The organism is Achromobacter sp. PD1 (assembly GCF_048541815.1).
Taxonomy (GTDB): domain Bacteria; phylum Pseudomonadota; class Gammaproteobacteria; order Burkholderiales; family Burkholderiaceae_B; genus Achromobacter; species Achromobacter bronchisepticus_A.
In genome coordinates this window covers 3,487,489-3,505,567 of record NZ_CP183349.1, presented here as the reverse complement: position 1 = coordinate 3,505,567, position 18,079 = coordinate 3,487,489, and the positions used below count along the sequence as shown (strand labels likewise).

The window sequence follows — 18,079 nt, the reverse complement described above, 5'->3', positions numbered from 1 at the left end:
TACAGGAGACCAGAGTGCAAGGGAATATCGCGGTGCAAGCGCCGGTGGAGCAGGTCCGCGAGCAGATCCTGCAGGTGCTGATGGCCTGGGGCATGGCGCAGGACCTGGCGCACGTCACTGCGGGCCTGATGGCGCGCACCGACCTGCTGGGCATCGATTCGCACGGCATCTCCATGCTGCCGGCATACGAGGACAAGCTGCGCGCCGGCACCCTGCGGCTGGACGCCAGGCCGCGCATCCTGCGCGACGGCGGCGCCAGCGCGCTGATCGACGGCATGGGCGGCCTGGGCTATCCGGTGGCGGCGCAGGCCATGAACCTGGCGGTGGACAAGGCTTTGGAGCACGGCGTGGGCGCCGTGTCGGTCTGCAATTCGCATCACTTCGGCGCGGCCGGGGTCTATGCGCGCATCGCGGTCGAGCGCGGCGTGGTCGGACTGGTGACCAGCAGCGCCAACGGCGTCATCATGGTGCCCACGCGCGGCGCCATGCCCATGCTGGGCACCAACCCTATCGCCTTCGGCGCGCCGGCGGCCTACAACGAACCCTTTCTGCTGGACATGGCGACCACCACCGTCGCCGCCAACAAGGTCAAGGTCTACGACTTCCTCGACCAGCCGCTGCCGCCGGGCTGGGCGGTGGACGGGCAGGGCGGCGCGGTCACCGATGCGGCGGCCGCCATGCAATTCATCTTCAAGCATCCCGAGGGCGGCCTGACGCCGCTGGGCGGCACTGCCGCCATGAGCAGCCACAAGGGCTACGGCCTGGCGATGATGGCGCAGATCCTGGGCGGCACGCTCAGCGGCAGCGCCTTCGCCGCGCGCCGCGCCCCGACCCGCCGTCCCGGCGACCCCGACGACGTGGGCCATTTCTTCCTGGCCCTGAACCCCGACGCCTTTCGCGCGGCGGGCTCGTTCGAGTCCGACATGGACGACATGATCGACGCCATGCACGATACGCCGCCCGCCCATCCGGACGAGCCGGTGCTGGTGGCGGGCGAGCCCGAGGCCGCCGAGCGCGCGCGCCGGCTGCGCGAGGGCATCCCCATCCCTGTCGCGCTGGCCGAACGCCTGCGCGCCATCTGCGAGCGCGCCGGCACGCCCTATCTGCTGGACGCGGCGTGATCCCGTTTTCCCTATAAACCCTTGCCCAAGAGCACAGGAACAGAGACATGAGCAATTCAACCAAGCGCAAGAAACCCGAAGAACTGCGCAGCCACCGCTGGTACGGCGTGCGCGACCTGCGCTCGTTCGGCCACCGTTCGCGCACCGCGCAGATGGGCTATCACCGCTCGGACTACGCCGGCAAGCCGGTGATCGCCATCATCAATACCTGGAGCGACATCAACCCCTGTCACAGCCATTTCAAGCAGCGCGTGGAAGAGGTCAAGCGCGGCATCTGGCAGGCGGGCGGCTTCCCGGTGGAAATGCCCGCCATGAGCCTGTCGGAACCCTTCCAGAAGCCGACCACCATGCTCTACCGCAACCTGCTGGCGATGGAGACCGAAGAGCTGCTGCGCTCCTATCCCGCGGACGGCTGCGTGTTGATGGGCGGCTGCGACAAGACCACGCCCGCGCTGCTGATGGGCGCGGTGTCCATGGACCTGCCCACCATCTTCATGCCGGCCGGCCCCATGCTGCGCGGCAACTGGAACGGCAACACCCTGGGCTCGGGCTCGGACACCTGGAAGTACTGGGCCGAGCTGCGCGCCGGCAACATCACCGAAGAAGACTGGCAAGGCGTGGAGGACGGCATCGCCCGCTCGCCCGGCCACTGCATGACCATGGGCACCGCGTCCACCATGACGGGCGCGGTCGAGGCGCTGGGCCTGTGCCTGTCGGGCGCCTCGTCGATCCCGGCGCCGGACTCGCGCCACGCGCAGATGGCCAGCCTGACCGGCAAGCGCATCGTGGAGATGGTGTGGGAAGACCTGAAGCCGTCGGACCTGCTGACCGCCGCGTCTTTCGACAACGCCGTGCGCACGGTGCTGGCGCTGTCCGGCTCGACCAATTCAGTGGTGCACCTGATCGCCATGGCGCGCCGCAGCGGCTTCGGGCTGGACCTGGACCGCTTCGATCACCTGGCGCGCACCACGCCGGTACTGGCCAATCTGCGGCCGGCCGGCAAGTACCTGATGGAAGACTTCTATTACGCGGGCGGCCTGCGCGCCATGCTGGTGCAGCTGGGCGACCTGCTGGACACGACCCAGCGCACCGTCGACGGCCGCACGCTGGGCGAGAACATCGCGGGCGCGCGCATCTTCAATGAAGACGTGATCCGGCCGCGCGCGCAGGCGCTGATCGAGCGCGACGGGCTGGCGGTGCTGCGCGGCAACCTGGCGCCCGACGGCGCGGTGATCAAGCCGCCCGCGATGGAGGCGAATCTGCAGGTGCACACGGGCCGCGCGGTGGTCTTCAAGGACTACAACGACATGGCCGCGCGCATCGACGACCCCGATCTGGACGTGGACGCCGACAGCGTCATCGTGCTGCAGAACGCGGGGCCGCAGGGCGCGCCCGGGATGCCGGAATGGGGCCAGCTGCCGATTCCGCAGAAGCTCCTGAAGCAGGGCGTGCGCGACATGGTGCGCATCTCGGACGCGCGCATGAGCGGCACCAGTTACGGCGCCTGTGTGCTGCACGTGGCGCCCGAAGCCTATGTGGGCGGCCCGCTGGCGCTGGTCCAGGACGGCGATCGCATCACGCTGGACGTGCCGGCGCGGCGCCTGGAGCTGCTGGTGTCCGACGAGGAATTGGCCGCGCGCCGCGCCGCCTGGCAGGCGCCGCCGCCGCGTTTCGAGCGCGGCTACGGCGTGCTGTACCTCAAGCACATCGGCCAGGCCGACACGGGCTGCGATTTCGATTTTCTTCAGACTGAAACGCGCGCTCCGGCCGCGGGCGAGCCTGAAATCCACTGACCCGGACACCGGGCGCACATACTAAAAAACCCACAGAGGAGACAACCATGCAACAGAAGAAACCGGCGGCGCGCGCACGCTTGGCCATCCTGGCGGCCGCGGGGGCGCTGGCCATGCTGCCAGGCATGCTGATGGCGCAGGGCGCGGACTGGCCCGCCAAGCAAATCAAGCTGGTGGTGCCGTTTCCGGCGGGCGGCAGCACCGATTCGGTGGGCCGCCTGCTGGCGGCCGAGCTGTCCAAGGAACTGGGCCAGACCGTGGTGGTGGAGAACAAGGGCGGCGCCAATGGCAATATCGGCTCCGACATGGTGGCCAAGGCCGAGCCTGATGGCTACACCCTGCTGCTGTCGGGCGTGGGCTCCAACGCCATCAGCTATGCGGTCTACCAGAACATGCCTTACCGCGACAGCGACTTCGCGCACATCTCGCTGCTGGCGACCGGGCCCAATGTGCTGGTCGCCAACAACGACTTTCCGGGCAAGACCTTCGCCGAGTTCATCAAGCTGGCGCGCGAGAACCCGGGCAAGTACACGCATGCGAGTTCGGGCAGCGGCTCGTCGGGCCATCTGGCTATGGAGATGCTGAAGCAGGACGCCAAGATCGATCTGGTGCACGTGCCTTACAAGGGCGGCGCTGCCGCCATCACCGACATGATCGGGGGCCGCGTGCAGGTCATGTTCCTGAACCAGGACACGCTGCTGCCGCAGGTCACTTCGGGCAAGCTGCGCGCATTGGCCGTGGCCAGCGCCAAGCGCAATCCCGCCTATCCCGATACGCCGACGGTGGCGGAATCGGGCTATCCGGGTTTTTCGGCCGAGTCCTGGTTTGGCTTGTCGGCGCCGGCGAAGACGCCGCCCGCCGTGATCCAGCGCCTGAACCAGGCGACGGTGAAGGCGCTGTCTTCGCCCGAGATCCGGCAGAAGCTGGAGAGCGTGGGGTTCGTGGTGGTGGCCGACGACCCGAAGTCGTTCTCGGCGTTCGTGGATAACGAGATCGCGAAGTGGGGCAAGGCGGCCAAGGCCTCGGGCGCAAAAATGGATTGAATGCGTGGATTGAATGCGCGGCCGGGCTTGCGGGCCCGGCCTGACCTGTTTTTTTGATGAAGTGAAGACGGCAATGAACTCACCCTTACCCAACCGTTTCCGGCAACGCATCCTGGCGCGCGAACGGCTCATCGGATTCTGGATGTGCATGTCCAGCCACATCACGGCCGAGCTCGTGGGGCTGGCCAATTTCGACTGGCTGCTGCTGGACGGCGAGCACTCGCCCAACGAGGTGCCGATGTTCCTGCAGCAGCTGCAGGCCCTGCAGGGCAGCGCCAGCGCTGCCGTGGGCCGGCCGTCGTGGAACGACCCGGTGGAGATCAAGCGGCTGCTGGATATCGGCTTCTACAACCTGTTGATTCCGTTCATCGAATCCGAAGAGGACGCGCGCCGGGCCGTGGCCGCCACGCGCTATCCGCCGCAGGGCATGCGCGGCGTGGCGGGCGCCCAGCGCAGCAACCGCTATGGCACGGTGCCGGACTACCTGCACACCATCAACGACAACATCTGCGTACTGCTGCAGATAGAAAGCCGCCCGGGCATCGATGCCGTGGACGAGATTGCCTCCGTGGAGGGCGTGGACGGCGTGTTCATCGGACCGTCCGACCTGGCCGCGGCGCTGGGCCATATCGGCAATCCCGGCCATCCGGAAGTCCAGGAGGCCATCCGCCATCTGTACCAGCGGGTGTCGGCCCAGGGCAAGGCCGTGGGCATCCTGGCGCCGGTGCATGCGGATGCGCGGCGCTACCTGGACATGGGCATGCACTTCGTGGCGGTGGGCACCGATCTGGGCGTGTTCAAGCAGGCGACCTTCGCTTTGCGCGAGGCGTTCCCGACCTGACGAGGCTCAGGCCTCTTCCAGCGCCAGCAGCTCGCCTATCGTCTGGCGGCGGCGGATCAGCCGCGCCGCGCCGTTGTCCAGCAGCACTTCCGGCGCCAGCGGGCGGCTGTTGTAGTTCGAGGACATCGACGAGCCATAGGCGCCCGCGTCGTGGAACACCAGGAAATCGCCGATGCGCGGCTGCGGCAGCAACTGGTCCGACACCACGCCGCCGGCGTCCTGGGTGAACACGTCGCCCGATTCGCACAGCGGGCCGGCCACGGCGATGCGGGTCTCGGCCGCGCCTTGCGGCCGGCTGCCGTCGGGCGCGTGCACCGAAATCTGGTGATAGCTGCCGTACATGGCCGGACGCATCAGGTCGTTGAAGCCGGCGTCGACCAGCACGAAATCGCGCTCCGGACGGCGGTTGATCGAATGCACCTCCGACACCAGCGCGCCGGCCTCGGCGACCAGGAAGCGGCCCGGCTCGATTTCCAGGCGGATCTCATGGCCCAGGCGCTCGGCGATGCGGCGGCGCGCCGCGTCCCATTGTTCAAAGTAGTGGTCGCAGTCGATGCGGGCATCGCCTTCGCGGTACGGGATGGACAGGCCGCCGCCGGCGGAAATGGCTTCGATGTCGTGGTCCAGCGAGGCGACCACGTCGACCATGGCGTCGCACACGCTGGACAGGTGGGCGTAGTCCACGCCCGAGCCGATATGCATGTGGATGCCGACCAGCTTCAGGCCGTGGCGGCGCACGATGGCCATGGCTGCGGCCACGTCGCCGATCCAGATGCCGTGCTTGCTCTGCGGGCCGCCGGTGTTGGTCTTGTTGCTATGGCCGTGGCCGAAGCCCGGGTTGATGCGCAGCCAGACGCGATGGCTGGGCGAGGCCTGGCCGACGCGGGCCAGCATGTCCAGGGAACCGGCGTTGACGGTGATGCCGTGCTTAAGCACGGCGGCCAGCGTGGCGTGGTCGATCAGGTCCGCGGTGAAGACGATGCCTTCCGGCTCGCCCTGGGGCTGGAAGCCGGCGGCCAGGCTGCGCTCGATCTCGCCCAGCGAGACGGCGTCCACCACGGCGCCCTCGGCGCGCATCAGGCGCAGGATGTGCAGGTTGGAGCAGGCCTTCTGCGCATAGCGGATGGTGTCGAAGCGGCGCAGTTGCGCGATGCGTTCACGGATGACGGCGGCGTCGTACACCCAGAGCGGCGTGCCGTGCTCGGCGGCGAGTTGGGTGAGTTGGCGCGGATCGAAGGCCATGGCGGGCGAAACCTTGTTGGTGGAAGTGAAAACAAGGCGGCATGATGCCCGGCTTTGGTCATCCAGTAAAATGCTTAAATTTCCTTGATCGATTCATTTTTGATATGAGTAGGCGATGCTGACGCACCGGCAAATCGAAGTCTTCCGCGCGGTCATGATCGCCGGCAGCGTGACCAAGGCGGCCGAACTGCTGGGGTCGTCCCAGCCGACCGTCAGCCGCGAGCTGGCGCGCCTGGAGCAGGGCATAGGCTTCACGCTGTTCGACCGCGTGGCGGGGCGGCTGCGGCCCACCATGCCGGGCCTGGCGCTGTTCGACGAGGTCCGTCAGTCCTACGCGGGCCTGGAGCGGGTGGCCTCGGCTGCCGCCCGCCTGCGGGCCTACCAGGGCGGGCAGTTGTCGGTGATCGCTTTGCCGGTCTTTTCCCATTCCATCCTGCCGGATGCATTCCGGCGCTTCCACGAGCGCCATCCCGGGGTGAGCCTGATGCTGGAAACGCAGGAATCGCCCTTCCTGGAGGAATGGCTGAGCGCCCAGCGCTACGACCTGGGCCTGACCGAACACGATGCGGCGCCGGCCGGCACGCGCGTGGAGCTGTTGCTGGAAGTGGACGAGGTCTGCGTGCTGCCCGATGCTCATGCGCTCCTGGGCAGGCAGCGCATAGAACTGGCGGATTTCGAAGGGCAGGCGTTCGTCAGCCTGTCTTCCAGCGACCCCTACCGCATCCAGATCGACGAGGCCTTTGCCGAAGCCGGCGTGCTGCGGCGGTCCATCGTCGAGACGACGACCGCCGTGTCCGTGTGCACCTTCGTGCGGCAGGGCTTGGGCCTGGCCATCGTGAATCCGTTGACCGCGCTGGACTTTGCCGGCCGGGGCCTGCATATCCGTCCCTTGGCGCGCTCGTTTCCGTTCCGGGTCAGCGTGGTGTTTCCTGAGCATCGGCCAGGCAATCCGCTGGTGGGCGGGCTGATGGCGTCATTGGGCGAGGCGGCAGCGGCAGCCCGGAGCCGCCTGGCGTCAGGCCTGGATCAGGAAATACCGCGCAGTCGTCGCTCTGCCGCCAACCGGTAGGCCAGCAGGCGCGCCTTCAGCAGCGGGTCGCCCACGAACTCGATGCCTGCAGGCAGGATGGATGGGTCGAACACCAGGGTGCGTTGCGCGTCCTGATCTGGCGCAAGGCGTTCCAGCATCAGGTATCCCAGGAGCATCGAGCCGCCGTGTTCGGGCCAGCCAGCGGACGGGTCGTTCGTCGCGCCTCCTTCCGGCGCCGGGGTGAACGCCAGTTCCAGCGCCACCGGGCCCGCCTCCATTGCATGGCGCAAGGCCTCGTCCATGCAGTTCCGACCGTTCAGGGCCTTGTGAGCGCCATCGGCGTTCCTGCCCCGGATCGTCAGCCTGCCAGTTCGCGTCCCGCCATCCGCGGCGGTCAGGCGGTAGGAATGAAGCATGTGATAGCTGCGGGAGGCGTAGCCCGTGGGCAGGGTGTCTTGCTGCAGTTGGCCGAAGCGTTGCGCCCGCGCATTGGCCGCCAGGTGGGCTTGCAGCGATTTAGGGGCCGCGTGCTGCGTGTTCAAGGCCTGTATGAATGCAAGAAACGTCTGCGGGTCTTGCGCGGGGAAGCCTTCGATCGAGTGGCCGACCAGCACCAACTGGGAATCCTGCCCGATACGCACGGCCAAGCCGCGCGGTTCGGCTTGCGGACTGTCCTGGCGGATCCGCGGGTCGGGGCCGGAGTCTGAGAACCGGACGAGGAGCGGCTGCTCCGCGTCGTTGAACATGGGCGAAGCGCAGAATTGCGCTGCCCGGGGCACGCCAAGGAATCTGCCTTCAACAAGCAGTCCGCGCGCGTGATTGACGCGGCAGCCTGGCGGGACCTCCGCGCCCGCATGGAGCGCGTCGATCAGCTTTGCGGCGGTGGAATCCGGCATGGTTGCCTCCTTTTTTCTAATGGATGTTCCGGTTCGTCGGCATTACCCGAGGCCGGATTTGAGTGCGATGTGCTTGTACTCGATGAAGTCTTCCAGCGCGGCCACGCCGTTCAGGCGTCCCAGTCCGGACTGTTTGAAGCCGCCTTCCTCGGTGCCGTCGTAGACCTTGGCCCAGTCGTTGATCCATACCGAACCCGCGTCGATGGCTTGCGCGACGCGCAGCGACCGCTCTACGTCGCGGGTCCAGACGCTGGCGGCCAGGCCGTACTCGCTGTCGTTGGCCAGGCGTATGGCTTCGGCCTCATTGGCAAAGCGCTGGATCGTCAGCACCGGGCCGAAGGTTTCTTGCTGGACGATGGCCAAGCTGTTGTCGGTCACTTCCAGCAGGGTGGGGCGGTAGAAGGCGCCGCTGGCCAGCGGGCCGCTGTTCACCGGCCCGCCGCGTTCGACCGCCGTGGCGCCCGCTGCCATCGCGAGGACGACCGCATGGTCGACGCGTTCGACGCTGGCGCGGTCGATCAGCGGACCCATATCGCTGTCCGGATCGGCAGCCGGGCCGACCTTGACCTGGCGCAGCCGGCCGGCGAGTCCGTCGCGGACCGCGGCGTAGATGCCGTCCTGAACCAGCAAGCGGGAGCCGGTCATGCAGAACTGGCCGCTGAAGACAGTCAATGCCTTTTCAAGCACGGGCAACGCCGCGTCCACGTCCGCGTCATCGAACAGGATCATGGGAGTCTTGCCGCCGAGTTCCATGCCGAAGCGCTTCAAGTGCCTGGCGCCGGCGCCGCTGATCGCGCGGCCGGTGCGGGTGGAGCCGGTGAAGCTGATGACGGGAACCTCGGGCGAGTCCACGAGATAGGCGGAGCCTTCGGGTCCGCTTTCGAAGAACAGATTGACCACGCCGTCCGGGAGGTCCTCCGCTTCGGCCATGATTTCTGCCATGACGCTGGCCGTCTGCGCCACTTGGCCGGGCAGCTTGACGACCGCCGTGCATCCCGCCGCCAGGGCCGGCGCCAGCGACCGTATCGTCAGCACCGCCGGCGAATTCCAGGGCGCGATCACGGCCGCCACGCCCATGGGTTGGCGCAGGACCATGGAGATGCTGCCAGGCCTGGGCGTCAGCGCCCGGCCGCTTTCGAGCAGGGCGGCGGCGGCCGCGTAGCGCAGCTTGCTTGGAATCATGTCGAGTTCGAAGCCGGCTTCGCCCTTGATCTTGCCGTTTTCGAGCGAGAGGATATCCAGCAGCCGGTCGCGGTTGCGCTCGAAGGCGCGCGCCAGTTGCTCCAGGACGCGGGCGCGCAGTTCGTGGTCATGCGCCCACGGCGTCGTGCGGAAGGCGCGCACGGCGGCCGCGACGGCCGAACTTGCCGCTTGCAGGCCATTGTCGGGGTAGTGGCCGATGATGTTGTAGGTGGCAGGGTCTATCGATTCCCTCAAGGCGCCTTCGGAGAGCTGGACGCCTCCGATCCAGTTGTAGGCCTTGCGGGGCCAGGCGGTGTTTGCGGCATCGTTCATGGTCAGGTCTCCGTGTTCTTGATCCAGTTGCTGATGCGCTCGGCCAGCATGACTACGGTGGGATTGGTGGCGACCGAGGGAATGTCCGGGAAACAGGAAGCGTCCGCGACCCGCAGGCCGGCGATGCCGCGCACGCGCCCCTGATAGTCCGTTACCGCGCCGGGATCGCTGTCGCCGCCCATGGGGGCGGTCGAGGTCGGGTGGTGATAGATGTCCAGCGCCGCAGGGAGGGCGGCTTCCAGCGCCGCGGCGTCCGCAGCGGCCGGGCCGGGTATGAGTTCCTGGGCGATGATCTCGGACAGCGGACCCTGGCTCGCGATCCGGCGGATCAGTTGGATGCCTTCGACCATCAGTTCCCGGTCGCGCGCGGTCCCGAGGATGTTGAGGTCGATGAGCGGCGCGGTACGGGGATCGCGGTCCCGCAGCTTGAGGGTGCCAGTGGAGCTGGGACGGGTCAGCGCCAGGGCCAGCATGAAGATCGCGCCGGTGGGCGAGTCGGCGGGATCGCCGTAGTGCACGGCGCTGACGTGCAGGTCGCCGTCGCCCGGGCCGGCTTCGGATGACTGGGTCCACAGAATGGCGCCGACCGGCGGGATGGGAAGCCCCAGCCGTTCGGGATGCGCGGCCCAGACGGTGTAGTAGAAGGGATGCTCCTGCAGCCGCAGGCCGACCGGCAGATCGGCGACAACGGGGATGTCCAGGGCCTTGAGGTCCGCCGCCGGCCCGATACCGGAGCGAAGCAGGATGGCTGCCGATCCATACGTTCCGGCCGCGAGCACGACTTCGCCGGCTTCGATCCGCTCGCCATCGGCCAGGATCACGCCCCGCGCCCGGCCATCGCCGATATCGACGCGGTCAGCCAGCGTTTCGCTGTAGATCGTCAGGTTGGGCCGGGCGCGCACCAGGTCCGACAGGTAGGTCATGCCCGTATTCAGCCGTTGGCCCATGCGGTTGTTCATCGGGTAGGGGCCGACGCCGAAAGGCGAGTCGCCATTGAAATCCTGGACGCGGGGGTGACCCGCCATCTGGGCCGACACCACGAACGCATGCTGCATGTCGGAGATCTCGTCGTCGTGCAGCTGGTGCACCGGTTCCGGGCCGGAGCGGCCGTGGCATTGGTCCGCGCCCGAGGCGGTCCATTCGCTGCCGCGGAAGAACGGCAGCGCGTCGGCGATGGACCAATGCGGCAGTCCTGCCCGGGTCCAGCGCTCGAAGTCGGCTGCGGGCGCCCGCATCCAGACGCCGGCATTCACGGCCGAGGAGCCGCCCAGCACCTTGCCCCGCGGAACCGGGAAGGATTTTCCGCCCCAGCCTGGCAGGGATGCATATCCCCAGTCGTGCCTGGCATCGCCGCCGATGATGTTCTGGGCGCGGACGGCGTCGGGGTAAGCGTGGGGCGGATAGGCGCGGCCGGCTTCGATCAGCAGCACTCGGCGGGTCGGATCTTCGCTCAGGCGGCTGGCCAGCACGGCTCCGGCCGAGCCGCCTCCCACCACGATGATGTCGAAGGCAGCATGCTCGAAGTCTGAATTTTCCGACCCCAAAGGGTGGCGTAGTCCTGTATTCATTGTGGTCTCCCATAAGAATTCCGAGCTTGTGTCAGGATCGGAGGTTCAAGCGCATCGACGGCTGATCGGATCAGCTGGAGCCAGCGTTCAGCTCGCCATCCATTTGGGTGCATCATTCATCGGTACCGCCGCCGGCAGAAGACGGGTGGCGGTCTTTAGAGTCGCGAACATATGTCCGGAACCTTTTCGATCGAATCGTTCAGTGGAATGGTGGCCTTCGCGGCCACGGTGGAGTCCGGCAGTTTTGCCGCGGCCGGGCGCAAGCTGGGTTTGTCCGCTTCAGCGGCGGGCAAGGCGGTGGAAAGGCTGGAGCTGAAGCTGGGCGTGCGGTTGTTGCATCGCAGTACCCGCTCTTTGGGGCCGACGGGCGAAGGCGAGGTTCTGTACCGCTATGTCAGCAAGATCCTGAAGGATCTCCAGGAGGCGGAGCGGGAATTGCAGCTGGTGCAGAACGCGCCGCGGGGCCGGCTCAAGGTTAGCGTTCCCACGGTGATGGGCCGCAGGATCGTGTTGCCGGCGCTCAGCGACTTCCACGCGCGCTTTCCCGAGGTGATGGTGGACATCAACCTGGACGACCTGATCGTCGACGTGATCGAGGACGGATACGACCTCGTATTGCGCTTGGGCGAGCTGGAGGATTCAAGACTGCAGGCCCGCAACATCGGCCCGCATGCGTTCACGACTTGCGCTTCGCCCGCTTATCTGGCCCAGCGCGGCACGCCGCGCACGCCCGCGGATCTCAGTGAGCATTGCTGCATCCACTATCGGTTTCCAACTACGGGCAGGACGGAAACCTGGGCCTTCAAGGGAGAGCCGTCGGGCAGGGTGTTCAAGCCGTCCAGCATATTGAATGATGGCGAGGCCCTGGCGTCCGCGGCGATCGGCGGGTTGGGGATCGTGCAGGTGCCCAGTTACCTGGTAAAGGAAGACGTGGCGGCGGGCCGGCTGCGGCCGGTGCTCGAGGACTACACGGAAAACCGGGGCAGCGTTTCGCTGCTGTGGCCGCCCCGTTCGGCAGAGGTTGCCCGGGTGCGCGCATTCATCGATTTCTTCGCCGAGCGGATCGCGGCGCAGCTGTAGCTGCGTCGGGAGTAGGGCGTCCAAAGAATGGATGCGGGCGCAGGAAACTAGAGGCTTTGCGGTGGGCGGAAATGCAAAAAAGGATGCCCAAGGGCATCCTTTTTCATTTGCCGTATTCGTGACGCCCTGAAAACAGGGCGGCAGAATGGCTTAGGCCAGCGCCTTGATGGCGGCAGCCAGGCGGCTCTTGTGGCGAGCGGCCTTGTTCTTGTGGATGATGTTCTTGTCAGCCACGCGATCGATCACGCTGGAGGCCTTCTGGAACACTTCGCCAGCCGCAGCCTTGTCGCCAGCGGCGATGGATTGGCGAACGCGCTTGATGGCGGTGCGCAGCATCGAGCGCAGGCTGGAATTGTGCTTGTTGCGCTCAACGGATTGGCGAGCGCGCTTGCGGGCTTGGGCGGTATTGGCCATGTTGCTATATAAGTTGAATTCGGCAAAGTCGAACATTGTAGCAAGTCCCTACGGGAATGCAAGCTTTTAATGTTTGATCAGCCGATGGAGCGCCCGTCAACCGGGCGGGGGCGCTGCGGGAGGAATTCCCTGGGCTGGAAAGCCCTTGCGGATGGTCCTCATGTGTTTGAGGAAAACCCGTGGCGCCTACTGGATAAAAACACCGTGCTTAGTATACAACGAAGCCGCTCTGGCGACACGGCGCGGACGCCGGCGTTGTCAGGTGGCGACGCTGATGGAGACGAACCAGGGCGTGAAGCGGCGGACGTGGATGGGCATGATTTCGCGCAGCGTATCGAGCGCGGCATCGGTGTCATCCAGCGGGAAGTGGCCGGATACCGGCAGGCCGCCTGCGGCCATGGACACGCGCAGCGTGCCGCTGCGGTAGGGACGCAGGGCGGCGATCACTTCGGCCAGCGGGCGGCCGCGGGCTTCGACCCAACCGGCTTCCCAGGCGGCCTCGGCCATGAGTTCGGCGCGCGGGGTATCCATGCGGGCAGCGTCGAACCGGGCGCCGGTGCCGGCGCGGACGGTGCCGTGGGCGCCGGACATGGTTTCGACCTCGACCTCGTGCTCATGCACCACCACCAGGGTGCGCTGGGCTTGCTGGCGCACCATGTAGCGGGTGCCCAGTGCGCGGACCGTGCCTTCCGCGGTCTGGACCAGGAAAGGGCGGCGCGCGTCGGGCGCCACGGACACCGTCACGGCGCCGTCCAGCAGGCGGACCTGGCGGTAGGCAGGCGTGAAGTCCAGGTTGACGCGGCTGCGGGCGTCCAGCAGCAGCTGGCTGCCGTCGGACAGCACGTAGCGGCGGCGTTCGCCCGTGGCGGTGGCGGCATCCGCCGCGACGTTGCCCAGGGGATAGAAGGCATTGCCGACGTAGGCGGCGCAGGCTCCGGTGCCGGCGAGCGCCAGCGCGCCGGCCAAGAAACGGCGGCGAGGGGGCGCAATGGCTGGGCCGAGAGGGGCCGCGAGAGGCGGGATGGCGGGGCCAGCGGTGGCGTAACCGGCGGGATAGGCGTCGCCAAGCCGGCCGAACGTCGATCCTTCCAGCGAGCCGGTCAGCTGCTGCCAGGCATTTTCGTGGGCTGGGTCGGCAGCGCGCCACGCCAGGAAGTCGTTATAGTCCTGGGCGGTCGCCTTGCCGGAGCGCAATAACAGCAGCCAATTGATTACCTGGTCCGCCATGGGTTGTCCTTGGGCGTACTTCACTTCATGTCCCCGCAGTGCTTCAAGGGGGATCCTTTCGATGGCAATTTGTAAATAATAAAGGTTTTTTACCAAAGATTACCGGCTGATTGTCAATTCTTGACGAATCTAATGCAAAAAAGCCGGTACTAGACCGGCTTTTGACGTGTATATAGGCAGATTGTCCGAACTTAGCGCGCCGGACGTCGGCCAAAGTCCCTAGGGCGGAAGCCAAACAGTAACAACATTCCGAAGTAGACCGCGCCGCTGGCTGCCAGCACGCCGGCCAGCCAGGCCACCCGCTGCCAGGAATGGGCCTGCAGGGCGATCCAGTCGATGCGCCCGTCCGCATACCAGAGCAAGGCCGCCAGCGCCGCCAGGGCGGGCAGGAGGCGCAGCGCGAACGCGGTCCAGCCGGGACCGGGCTGGTAGACGCCGCGGCGGCGCAGTCCGATCAGCAGGGCCAGCGCGTTCAGGCAGGCGCCCAGGCCGATCGCCAGGGCCAGTCCGGCATGCGCCATCAGCGGCACCAGCACCAGGTTCATCAGTTGCGTCATGATCAGCACGCCGATGGCGATTTTCACCGGCGTGCGGATGTCCTGCTTGGCGTAGAAGCCGGGCGCCAGGATCTTCACGGCCAGCAGGCCGATCAGCCCGGCGGAGTAGGAAATCACCGCCAGGCGGGTCTGGCTCACGTCCTGGGCGGCGAAGGCGCCGTAGTGGAACAGGGTAGCGACCAGGCCATCGGACAGCAGCGCCATGCCCACCGCCGCCGGCAGGCCCAGCAGCAGCACCAGGCGCAGGCCCCAGTCCAGCAGCCCGCTGTAACCGCCGTGGTCGTCGCGGGCATGGGCGGCGGACAGGCTGGGCAGCAGCACCGTGCCCAGCGCCACGCCCAGCAGCGCCGTGGGGAATTCCATCAGGCGGTCGGCGAAGGACAGCCAGGTGACGCTGCCCGGCGTGAGCCAGGTGGCGATGTTGGTGTTGATCAAGAGTGAGATCTGCGCGACCGAGACCCCCAGGGTGGCGGGCGCCATCTGCTTGAGGATGCGCTGCACCGTGGGGTCGCCCCAGGCCTCGCGGAACCGCAGGGTGAAGCGCGGCGTCAGGCCGAGCCGGGCCAGGGCGATCCATTGCACGGCCAGTTGCGCCACGCCGCCGATCATGACGCCGATGGCCAGCGCATAGACCGGCACGTCCATGCGCGGGGCAAGCCAGATGCAGGCGGCGATCATGGCCAGGTTGAGCAGCACCGGCGTGAAGGCCGGCACGGCAAAGCGCCGCCAGGTATTGAGCACGCCCGAGGCGAAGGCGATCAGCGACATGCAGAAGATGTAGGGGAACATCACCCGCGTCATCCAGACCGCCGCGCCGAATTCGGTGTCGCGGGCGGCGCCGCGCAGGCCGCTGGCCATGGCCGATACCACCCAGGGCGCGGCGACGATGCCGATGAGTGTGATGAGCATGAGCGCTGCGGTCAGGAGCAGCGCCACGCGGTCCAGCAGGGTGCGGACTTCGGCTTCGGACCGGTTGTTGCGGGCTGCGCCCAGGATGGGCACGAAGGCCTGGGCGAAGGCCCCTTCGGCGAACAGGCGGCGCAGCAGGTTGGGAATGCGGAAAGCGACCCAGAAGGCGTCGGTGATGGGGCCGGCGCCGAAAGCGCGGGCCACCAGGATGTCGCGGATCAGGCCGGAAATGCGGGACAGCAGGGTGAAGCTGCTGACCGTGGCCGCCGAACGAAACAGGCTCATGGATGACTACGTAAAAAGGGGGCCTATAGGCCCCATGACCAACATTGCCCCTTGAGTGGGACAACGCTTCGCCCAACGCTTTTTCTCTAGGCCGGAGCGTCTTTTCCCCTTTGGGGGCAGAGAGCCCGCACAGCGGGCGAAGCGTGGGGGCATTATTTCGGCGGCATGCGGATGGCGCCATCCAGGCGGATGGTTTCGCCGTTGAGCATGTCGTTCGTGACGATGCTGTGGACCAGCTTGGCATAGTCTTCCGGACGGCCCAGGCGGGCGGGGAAGGGAATGCTGGCGGCCAGCGAGTCCTGCACTTCCTGCGGCATGCCGAAGATCATGGGCGTGCCGAAGATGCCCGGGGCGATGGTCATGCAGCGGATGCCGGTCTTGGACAGGTCGCGCGCGATGGGCAGGGTCATGCCGGCCACGCCCGCCTTGGAGGCGGCGTAGGCGGCCTGGCCGATCTGGCCGTCGAAGGCCGCGACGGAGGCGGTGTTGATCAGCACGCCGCGTTCGCCGGTGGGTTCGGGCGCGTTGGCGCTCATGGCCTCGGCGGCCAGGCGCATCATGTTGAAGCTGCCGATCAGGTTGATCGACACGACCTTCTGGAACAGTTCCAGCGGATGCGCGCCGTTCTTGCCCACGATCTTGGCGGCGGGCGCGACGCCGGCGCAGTTCACCAGGCCGAACAGCGAGCCCAGTTCGAGCGCGGCGGCCACGGCGTTCTTGCCGTCGGCTTCCTGGGTCACGTCGCAGTGGACATAGCGCTGGCCCAGTTCCTTGGCCAGGGCCGAGCCCGGTTCGTCCTGCACGTCGGCGATGACGACCTTGGCGCCATTTTCGACCAGCATGCGCACCGTGCCGGCGCCCAGTCCGGACGCGCCGCCCGTGACGATGAATACCTTGTTCGCGATTTCCATGTGTCTACCACCAGTGAGTTCTAGGGATGAAAGCGGCGCGGCAGGCGCCGGATATGACTAGGCCTTCGGGGCCGGCCGGACGCGATGCGTTCCGGTGCCGGCGCCGAAGGCCTGTGAGCCATCGAGGCGCCGATCAGCCTTGGACGGCTGCGAACAGGCGCGCCTTGATTTCCTCGACCGCGCCGACGCCGGAGATCTTGCGGTACTTCGGCGCGTCGGCGGGATTCTGCTGCGCCCAGGACGAGTAGTAGTCGACCAGGGGGCGGGTCTGGTCGCGGTACACGGCCAGACGGTTGCGCACGGTTTCCTCGCGGTCGTCGTCGCGCTGGATCAGTTCTTCGCCGGTGACGTCGTCACGGCCTTCGACCTTGGGCGGGTTGAAGCGCACGTGGTAGCTGCGGCCGCTGGGCTGGTGCACGCGGCGGCCGCTCATGCGTTCGATGATGTCTTCTTCGGGGACTTCGATTTCCACCACGTAATCCAGCTTGACGCCGGCGCTCTTGAGCGCGTCCGCCTGCGGGATGGTGCGGGGGAAGCCGTCGAACAGGTAGCCGTTGGCGCAGTCGGGCTGCTTCAGACGGTCCTGCACCAGGCCGATGATGATCTCGTCGGAAACCAGACCGCCGGCATCCATGACCTTTTTGGCTTCAATGCCCAACGGCGTGCCCGCTTTGACCGCGGCGCGCAGCATGTCGCCGGTGGAAATCTGGGGGATGCCGAAGTGTTGGGTGAGAAACGCGGCCTGGGTGCCTTTGCCGGCGCCGGGAGGTCCGAGCAAGATGAGACGCATGAGTGCTCCTGAAGGGGTGTATTTTTTGTGATCCGGGGAATTATGCCGCAATGCAGCAGCCGATGCGGAGCCGCGCCATAGGAAATAACCCTTATATCTGCTTGCTGTAGACCTGTCGGACGCGTTCCAGATCCGCCGGGGTATCTACGCCTGCGGCAGGAGGGTGGGACGCCCGATGGACGACGATGACGTGGCCGTGTTCCATGGCGCGCAGCTGTTCCAGGGATTCGAAACGTTCCAGCGCGCCCTGCGGCAGGGCCGGATAGCGGCGCAGGAACGACACCCGGTACGCGTACAGGCCGATGTGGTGCCAGGCCGGCAGGCCTTCCGCCAGCACGCGTTCGCCGGAGGCGAGCGCATCGCGGGCCCAGGGGATCGGGGCGCGTGAAAAGTACAGCGCGCGGTCGTTCACGGCGCAGACCAGCTTCACCACGTTGGGGTTGAACAGCGCTTCGGCGTTGGCCAGGGGACAGGCGCAGGTTGCGATGTCGGCCTCGGGGCTGGCTTGCAGCTTGGCCGCCACGGCATCGATGAGTTCGGGTTCGATAAGGGGTTCGTCGCCCTGCACATTGACCACGATGGCGTCGTCGGGCAGGCCCAGCTGCTCCACGGCTTCGGCCAGGCGGTCGGTGCCGGTCGGGTGGTCGGCGCGGGTCATCAGCGCCTGCAGCCCGTGCGCCTGCGCAGCCTGTTGCACGCGGACGTCGTCGGTGGCCACATAGACGCGGGAGGCGCCGGACAGCGCCGCGCGTTCGGCGGTGCGCACGACCATGGGCTTGCCGGCGATGTCGGCCAGCGGCTTGTCGGGCAACCGGGTCGAGGCGGTGCGCGCCGGGATCAGGGCGATGAAGCTCATG

At 67.1% G+C, this 18,079-nt stretch carries 16 protein-coding genes; 6 read left to right on the top strand and 10 right to left on the bottom strand.

Annotation, left to right across the window (positions count from 1 at the left end):
• The first annotated feature begins 14 nt into the window (after window positions 1–14).
• From ACM1PE_RS16560 to garL, 4 genes are all read left to right on the top strand, one after another.
• Window positions 15–1,121, top strand: a complete 1,107-nt coding sequence (locus ACM1PE_RS16560) for an Ldh family oxidoreductase (protein ID WP_118932817.1) — start codon at window positions 15–17, stop codon at window positions 1,119–1,121.
• Window positions 1,122–1,168: 47 nt separating this feature from the next.
• On the top strand, window positions 1,169–2,914 hold the full coding sequence (gene araD / locus ACM1PE_RS16555) for an L-arabinonate dehydratase (RefSeq protein WP_059379897.1): 1,746 nt from the start codon (window positions 1,169–1,171) through the stop codon (window positions 2,912–2,914).
• A gap of 47 nt (window positions 2,915–2,961) precedes the next feature.
• Window positions 2,962–3,957 (top strand): Bug family tripartite tricarboxylate transporter substrate binding protein, encoded by a 996-nt coding sequence (locus tag ACM1PE_RS16550; protein WP_419340525.1) that lies wholly within the window; start codon window positions 2,962–2,964, stop codon window positions 3,955–3,957.
• A gap of 73 nt (window positions 3,958–4,030) precedes the next feature.
• A complete protein-coding gene (garL, locus tag ACM1PE_RS16545; RefSeq protein WP_041655817.1) occupies window positions 4,031–4,798 on the top strand; it encodes a 2-dehydro-3-deoxyglucarate aldolase in 768 nt (255 codons plus the stop codon).
• A gap of 6 nt (window positions 4,799–4,804) precedes the next feature.
• Here garL and lysA read toward each other — a convergent pair whose 3' ends face one another.
• A complete protein-coding gene (lysA, locus tag ACM1PE_RS16540) occupies window positions 4,805–6,040 on the bottom strand; it encodes a diaminopimelate decarboxylase (protein WP_419340524.1) in 1,236 nt (411 codons plus the stop codon).
• Between the two features lie 115 nt (window positions 6,041–6,155).
• Between lysA and ACM1PE_RS16535 the strand changes: the two genes are divergently transcribed.
• Window positions 6,156–7,109: a LysR family transcriptional regulator gene (locus ACM1PE_RS16535; RefSeq protein ID WP_419340523.1), complete on the top strand. Its 954-nt coding sequence runs from the start codon at window positions 6,156–6,158 to the stop codon at window positions 7,107–7,109.
• On the opposite strand, the gene ACM1PE_RS16530 is transcribed toward ACM1PE_RS16535, so the two are convergent.
• Genes ACM1PE_RS16530 through ACM1PE_RS16520 form a run of 3 tightly spaced genes read right to left on the bottom strand, consistent with a single transcriptional unit; the run spans window position 7,067 to window position 11,049 of the window.
• Window positions 7,067–7,966: a catalase gene (locus ACM1PE_RS16530; RefSeq protein WP_419340522.1), complete on the bottom strand. Its 900-nt coding sequence runs from the start codon at window positions 7,964–7,966 to the stop codon at window positions 7,067–7,069. The genes ACM1PE_RS16535 and ACM1PE_RS16530 overlap by 43 nt on opposite strands.
• A gap of 42 nt (window positions 7,967–8,008) precedes the next feature.
• On the bottom strand, window positions 8,009–9,481 hold the full coding sequence (locus ACM1PE_RS16525; RefSeq protein ID WP_419343806.1) for an aldehyde dehydrogenase family protein: 1,473 nt from the start codon (window positions 9,479–9,481) through the stop codon (window positions 8,009–8,011).
• Window positions 9,482–9,483: 2 nt separating this feature from the next.
• Window positions 9,484–11,049, bottom strand: coding sequence for a GMC family oxidoreductase (locus tag ACM1PE_RS16520; RefSeq protein WP_419343805.1), 1,566 nt, complete (start codon window positions 11,047–11,049; stop codon window positions 9,484–9,486).
• Window positions 11,050–11,220: 171 nt separating this feature from the next.
• Here ACM1PE_RS16520 and ACM1PE_RS16515 point away from each other — a divergent pair, with 171 nt between their 5' ends.
• Window positions 11,221–12,129, top strand: a complete 909-nt coding sequence (locus ACM1PE_RS16515) for a LysR family transcriptional regulator (RefSeq protein ID WP_419343804.1) — start codon at window positions 11,221–11,223, stop codon at window positions 12,127–12,129.
• 150 nt (window positions 12,130–12,279) lie between these two features.
• Here the strand turns inward: ACM1PE_RS16515 and rpsT are convergent, their stop codons facing one another.
• The 6 genes from rpsT to kdsB form a co-directional block, all read right to left on the bottom strand.
• Window positions 12,280–12,543, bottom strand: a complete 264-nt coding sequence (rpsT, locus tag ACM1PE_RS16510) for a 30S ribosomal protein S20 (RefSeq protein ID WP_006396042.1) — start codon at window positions 12,541–12,543, stop codon at window positions 12,280–12,282.
• Between the two features lie 258 nt (window positions 12,544–12,801).
• Window positions 12,802–13,770, bottom strand: coding sequence for a FecR domain-containing protein (locus ACM1PE_RS16505; RefSeq protein WP_059379890.1), 969 nt, complete (start codon window positions 13,768–13,770; stop codon window positions 12,802–12,804).
• A 191-nt stretch (window positions 13,771–13,961) separates the two neighbouring features.
• Entirely contained in the window at window positions 13,962–15,521 is a 1,560-nt protein-coding gene (murJ, locus tag ACM1PE_RS16500; protein WP_059379889.1) for a murein biosynthesis integral membrane protein MurJ, read from the bottom strand.
• 152 nt (window positions 15,522–15,673) lie between these two features.
• The gene (locus ACM1PE_RS16495) at window positions 15,674–16,432 is read right to left on the bottom strand and encodes a 3-hydroxyacyl-CoA dehydrogenase (RefSeq protein WP_059379888.1); all 759 of its coding nucleotides are present in this window, start codon (window positions 16,430–16,432) and stop codon (window positions 15,674–15,676) included.
• Between the two features lie 133 nt (window positions 16,433–16,565).
• The gene (adk, locus tag ACM1PE_RS16490) at window positions 16,566–17,222 is read right to left on the bottom strand and encodes an adenylate kinase (RefSeq protein WP_059379887.1); all 657 of its coding nucleotides are present in this window, start codon (window positions 17,220–17,222) and stop codon (window positions 16,566–16,568) included.
• A 91-nt stretch (window positions 17,223–17,313) separates the two neighbouring features.
• Window positions 17,314–18,078, bottom strand: a complete 765-nt coding sequence (gene kdsB / locus ACM1PE_RS16485) for a 3-deoxy-manno-octulosonate cytidylyltransferase (protein ID WP_059379886.1) — start codon at window positions 18,076–18,078, stop codon at window positions 17,314–17,316.
• Between the last annotated feature and the right edge of the window lies 1 nt (window position 18,079).

Bases quoted from the DNA above. Each gene is read 5' to 3' on its own strand.
- araD (WP_059379897.1), top strand. From the start codon at position 1,169: ATGAGCAATTCAACCAAGCGCAAGAAACCCGAAGAACTGCGCAGCCAC.
- ACM1PE_RS16550 (WP_419340525.1), top strand. From the start codon at position 2,962: ATGCAACAGAAGAAACCGGCGGCGCGCGCACGCTTGGCCATCCTGGCG.
- garL (WP_041655817.1), top strand. From the start codon at position 4,031: ATGAACTCACCCTTACCCAACCGTTTCCGGCAACGCATCCTGGCGCGC.
- lysA (WP_419340524.1), bottom strand. From the start codon at position 6,040: ATGGCCTTCGATCCGCGCCAACTCACCCAACTCGCCGCCGAGCACGGC.
- ACM1PE_RS16535 (WP_419340523.1), top strand. From the start codon at position 6,156: ATGCTGACGCACCGGCAAATCGAAGTCTTCCGCGCGGTCATGATCGCC.
- ACM1PE_RS16530 (WP_419340522.1), bottom strand. From the start codon at position 7,966: ATGCCGGATTCCACCGCCGCAAAGCTGATCGACGCGCTCCATGCGGGC.
- ACM1PE_RS16525 (WP_419343806.1), bottom strand. From the start codon at position 9,481: ATGAACGATGCCGCAAACACCGCCTGGCCCCGCAAGGCCTACAACTGG.
- ACM1PE_RS16520 (WP_419343805.1), bottom strand. From the start codon at position 11,049: ATGAATACAGGACTACGCCACCCTTTGGGGTCGGAAAATTCAGACTTC.
- ACM1PE_RS16515 (WP_419343804.1), top strand. From the start codon at position 11,221: ATGTCCGGAACCTTTTCGATCGAATCGTTCAGTGGAATGGTGGCCTTC.
- rpsT (WP_006396042.1), bottom strand. From the start codon at position 12,543: ATGGCCAATACCGCCCAAGCCCGCAAGCGCGCTCGCCAATCCGTTGAG.
- ACM1PE_RS16505 (WP_059379890.1), bottom strand. From the start codon at position 13,770: ATGGCGGACCAGGTAATCAATTGGCTGCTGTTATTGCGCTCCGGCAAG.
- murJ (WP_059379889.1), bottom strand. From the start codon at position 15,521: ATGAGCCTGTTTCGTTCGGCGGCCACGGTCAGCAGCTTCACCCTGCTG.
- ACM1PE_RS16495 (WP_059379888.1), bottom strand. From the start codon at position 16,432: ATGGAAATCGCGAACAAGGTATTCATCGTCACGGGCGGCGCGTCCGGA.
- adk (WP_059379887.1), bottom strand. From the start codon at position 17,222: ATGCGTCTCATCTTGCTCGGACCTCCCGGCGCCGGCAAAGGCACCCAG.
- kdsB (WP_059379886.1), bottom strand. From the start codon at position 18,078: ATGAGCTTCATCGCCCTGATCCCGGCGCGCACCGCCTCGACCCGGTTG.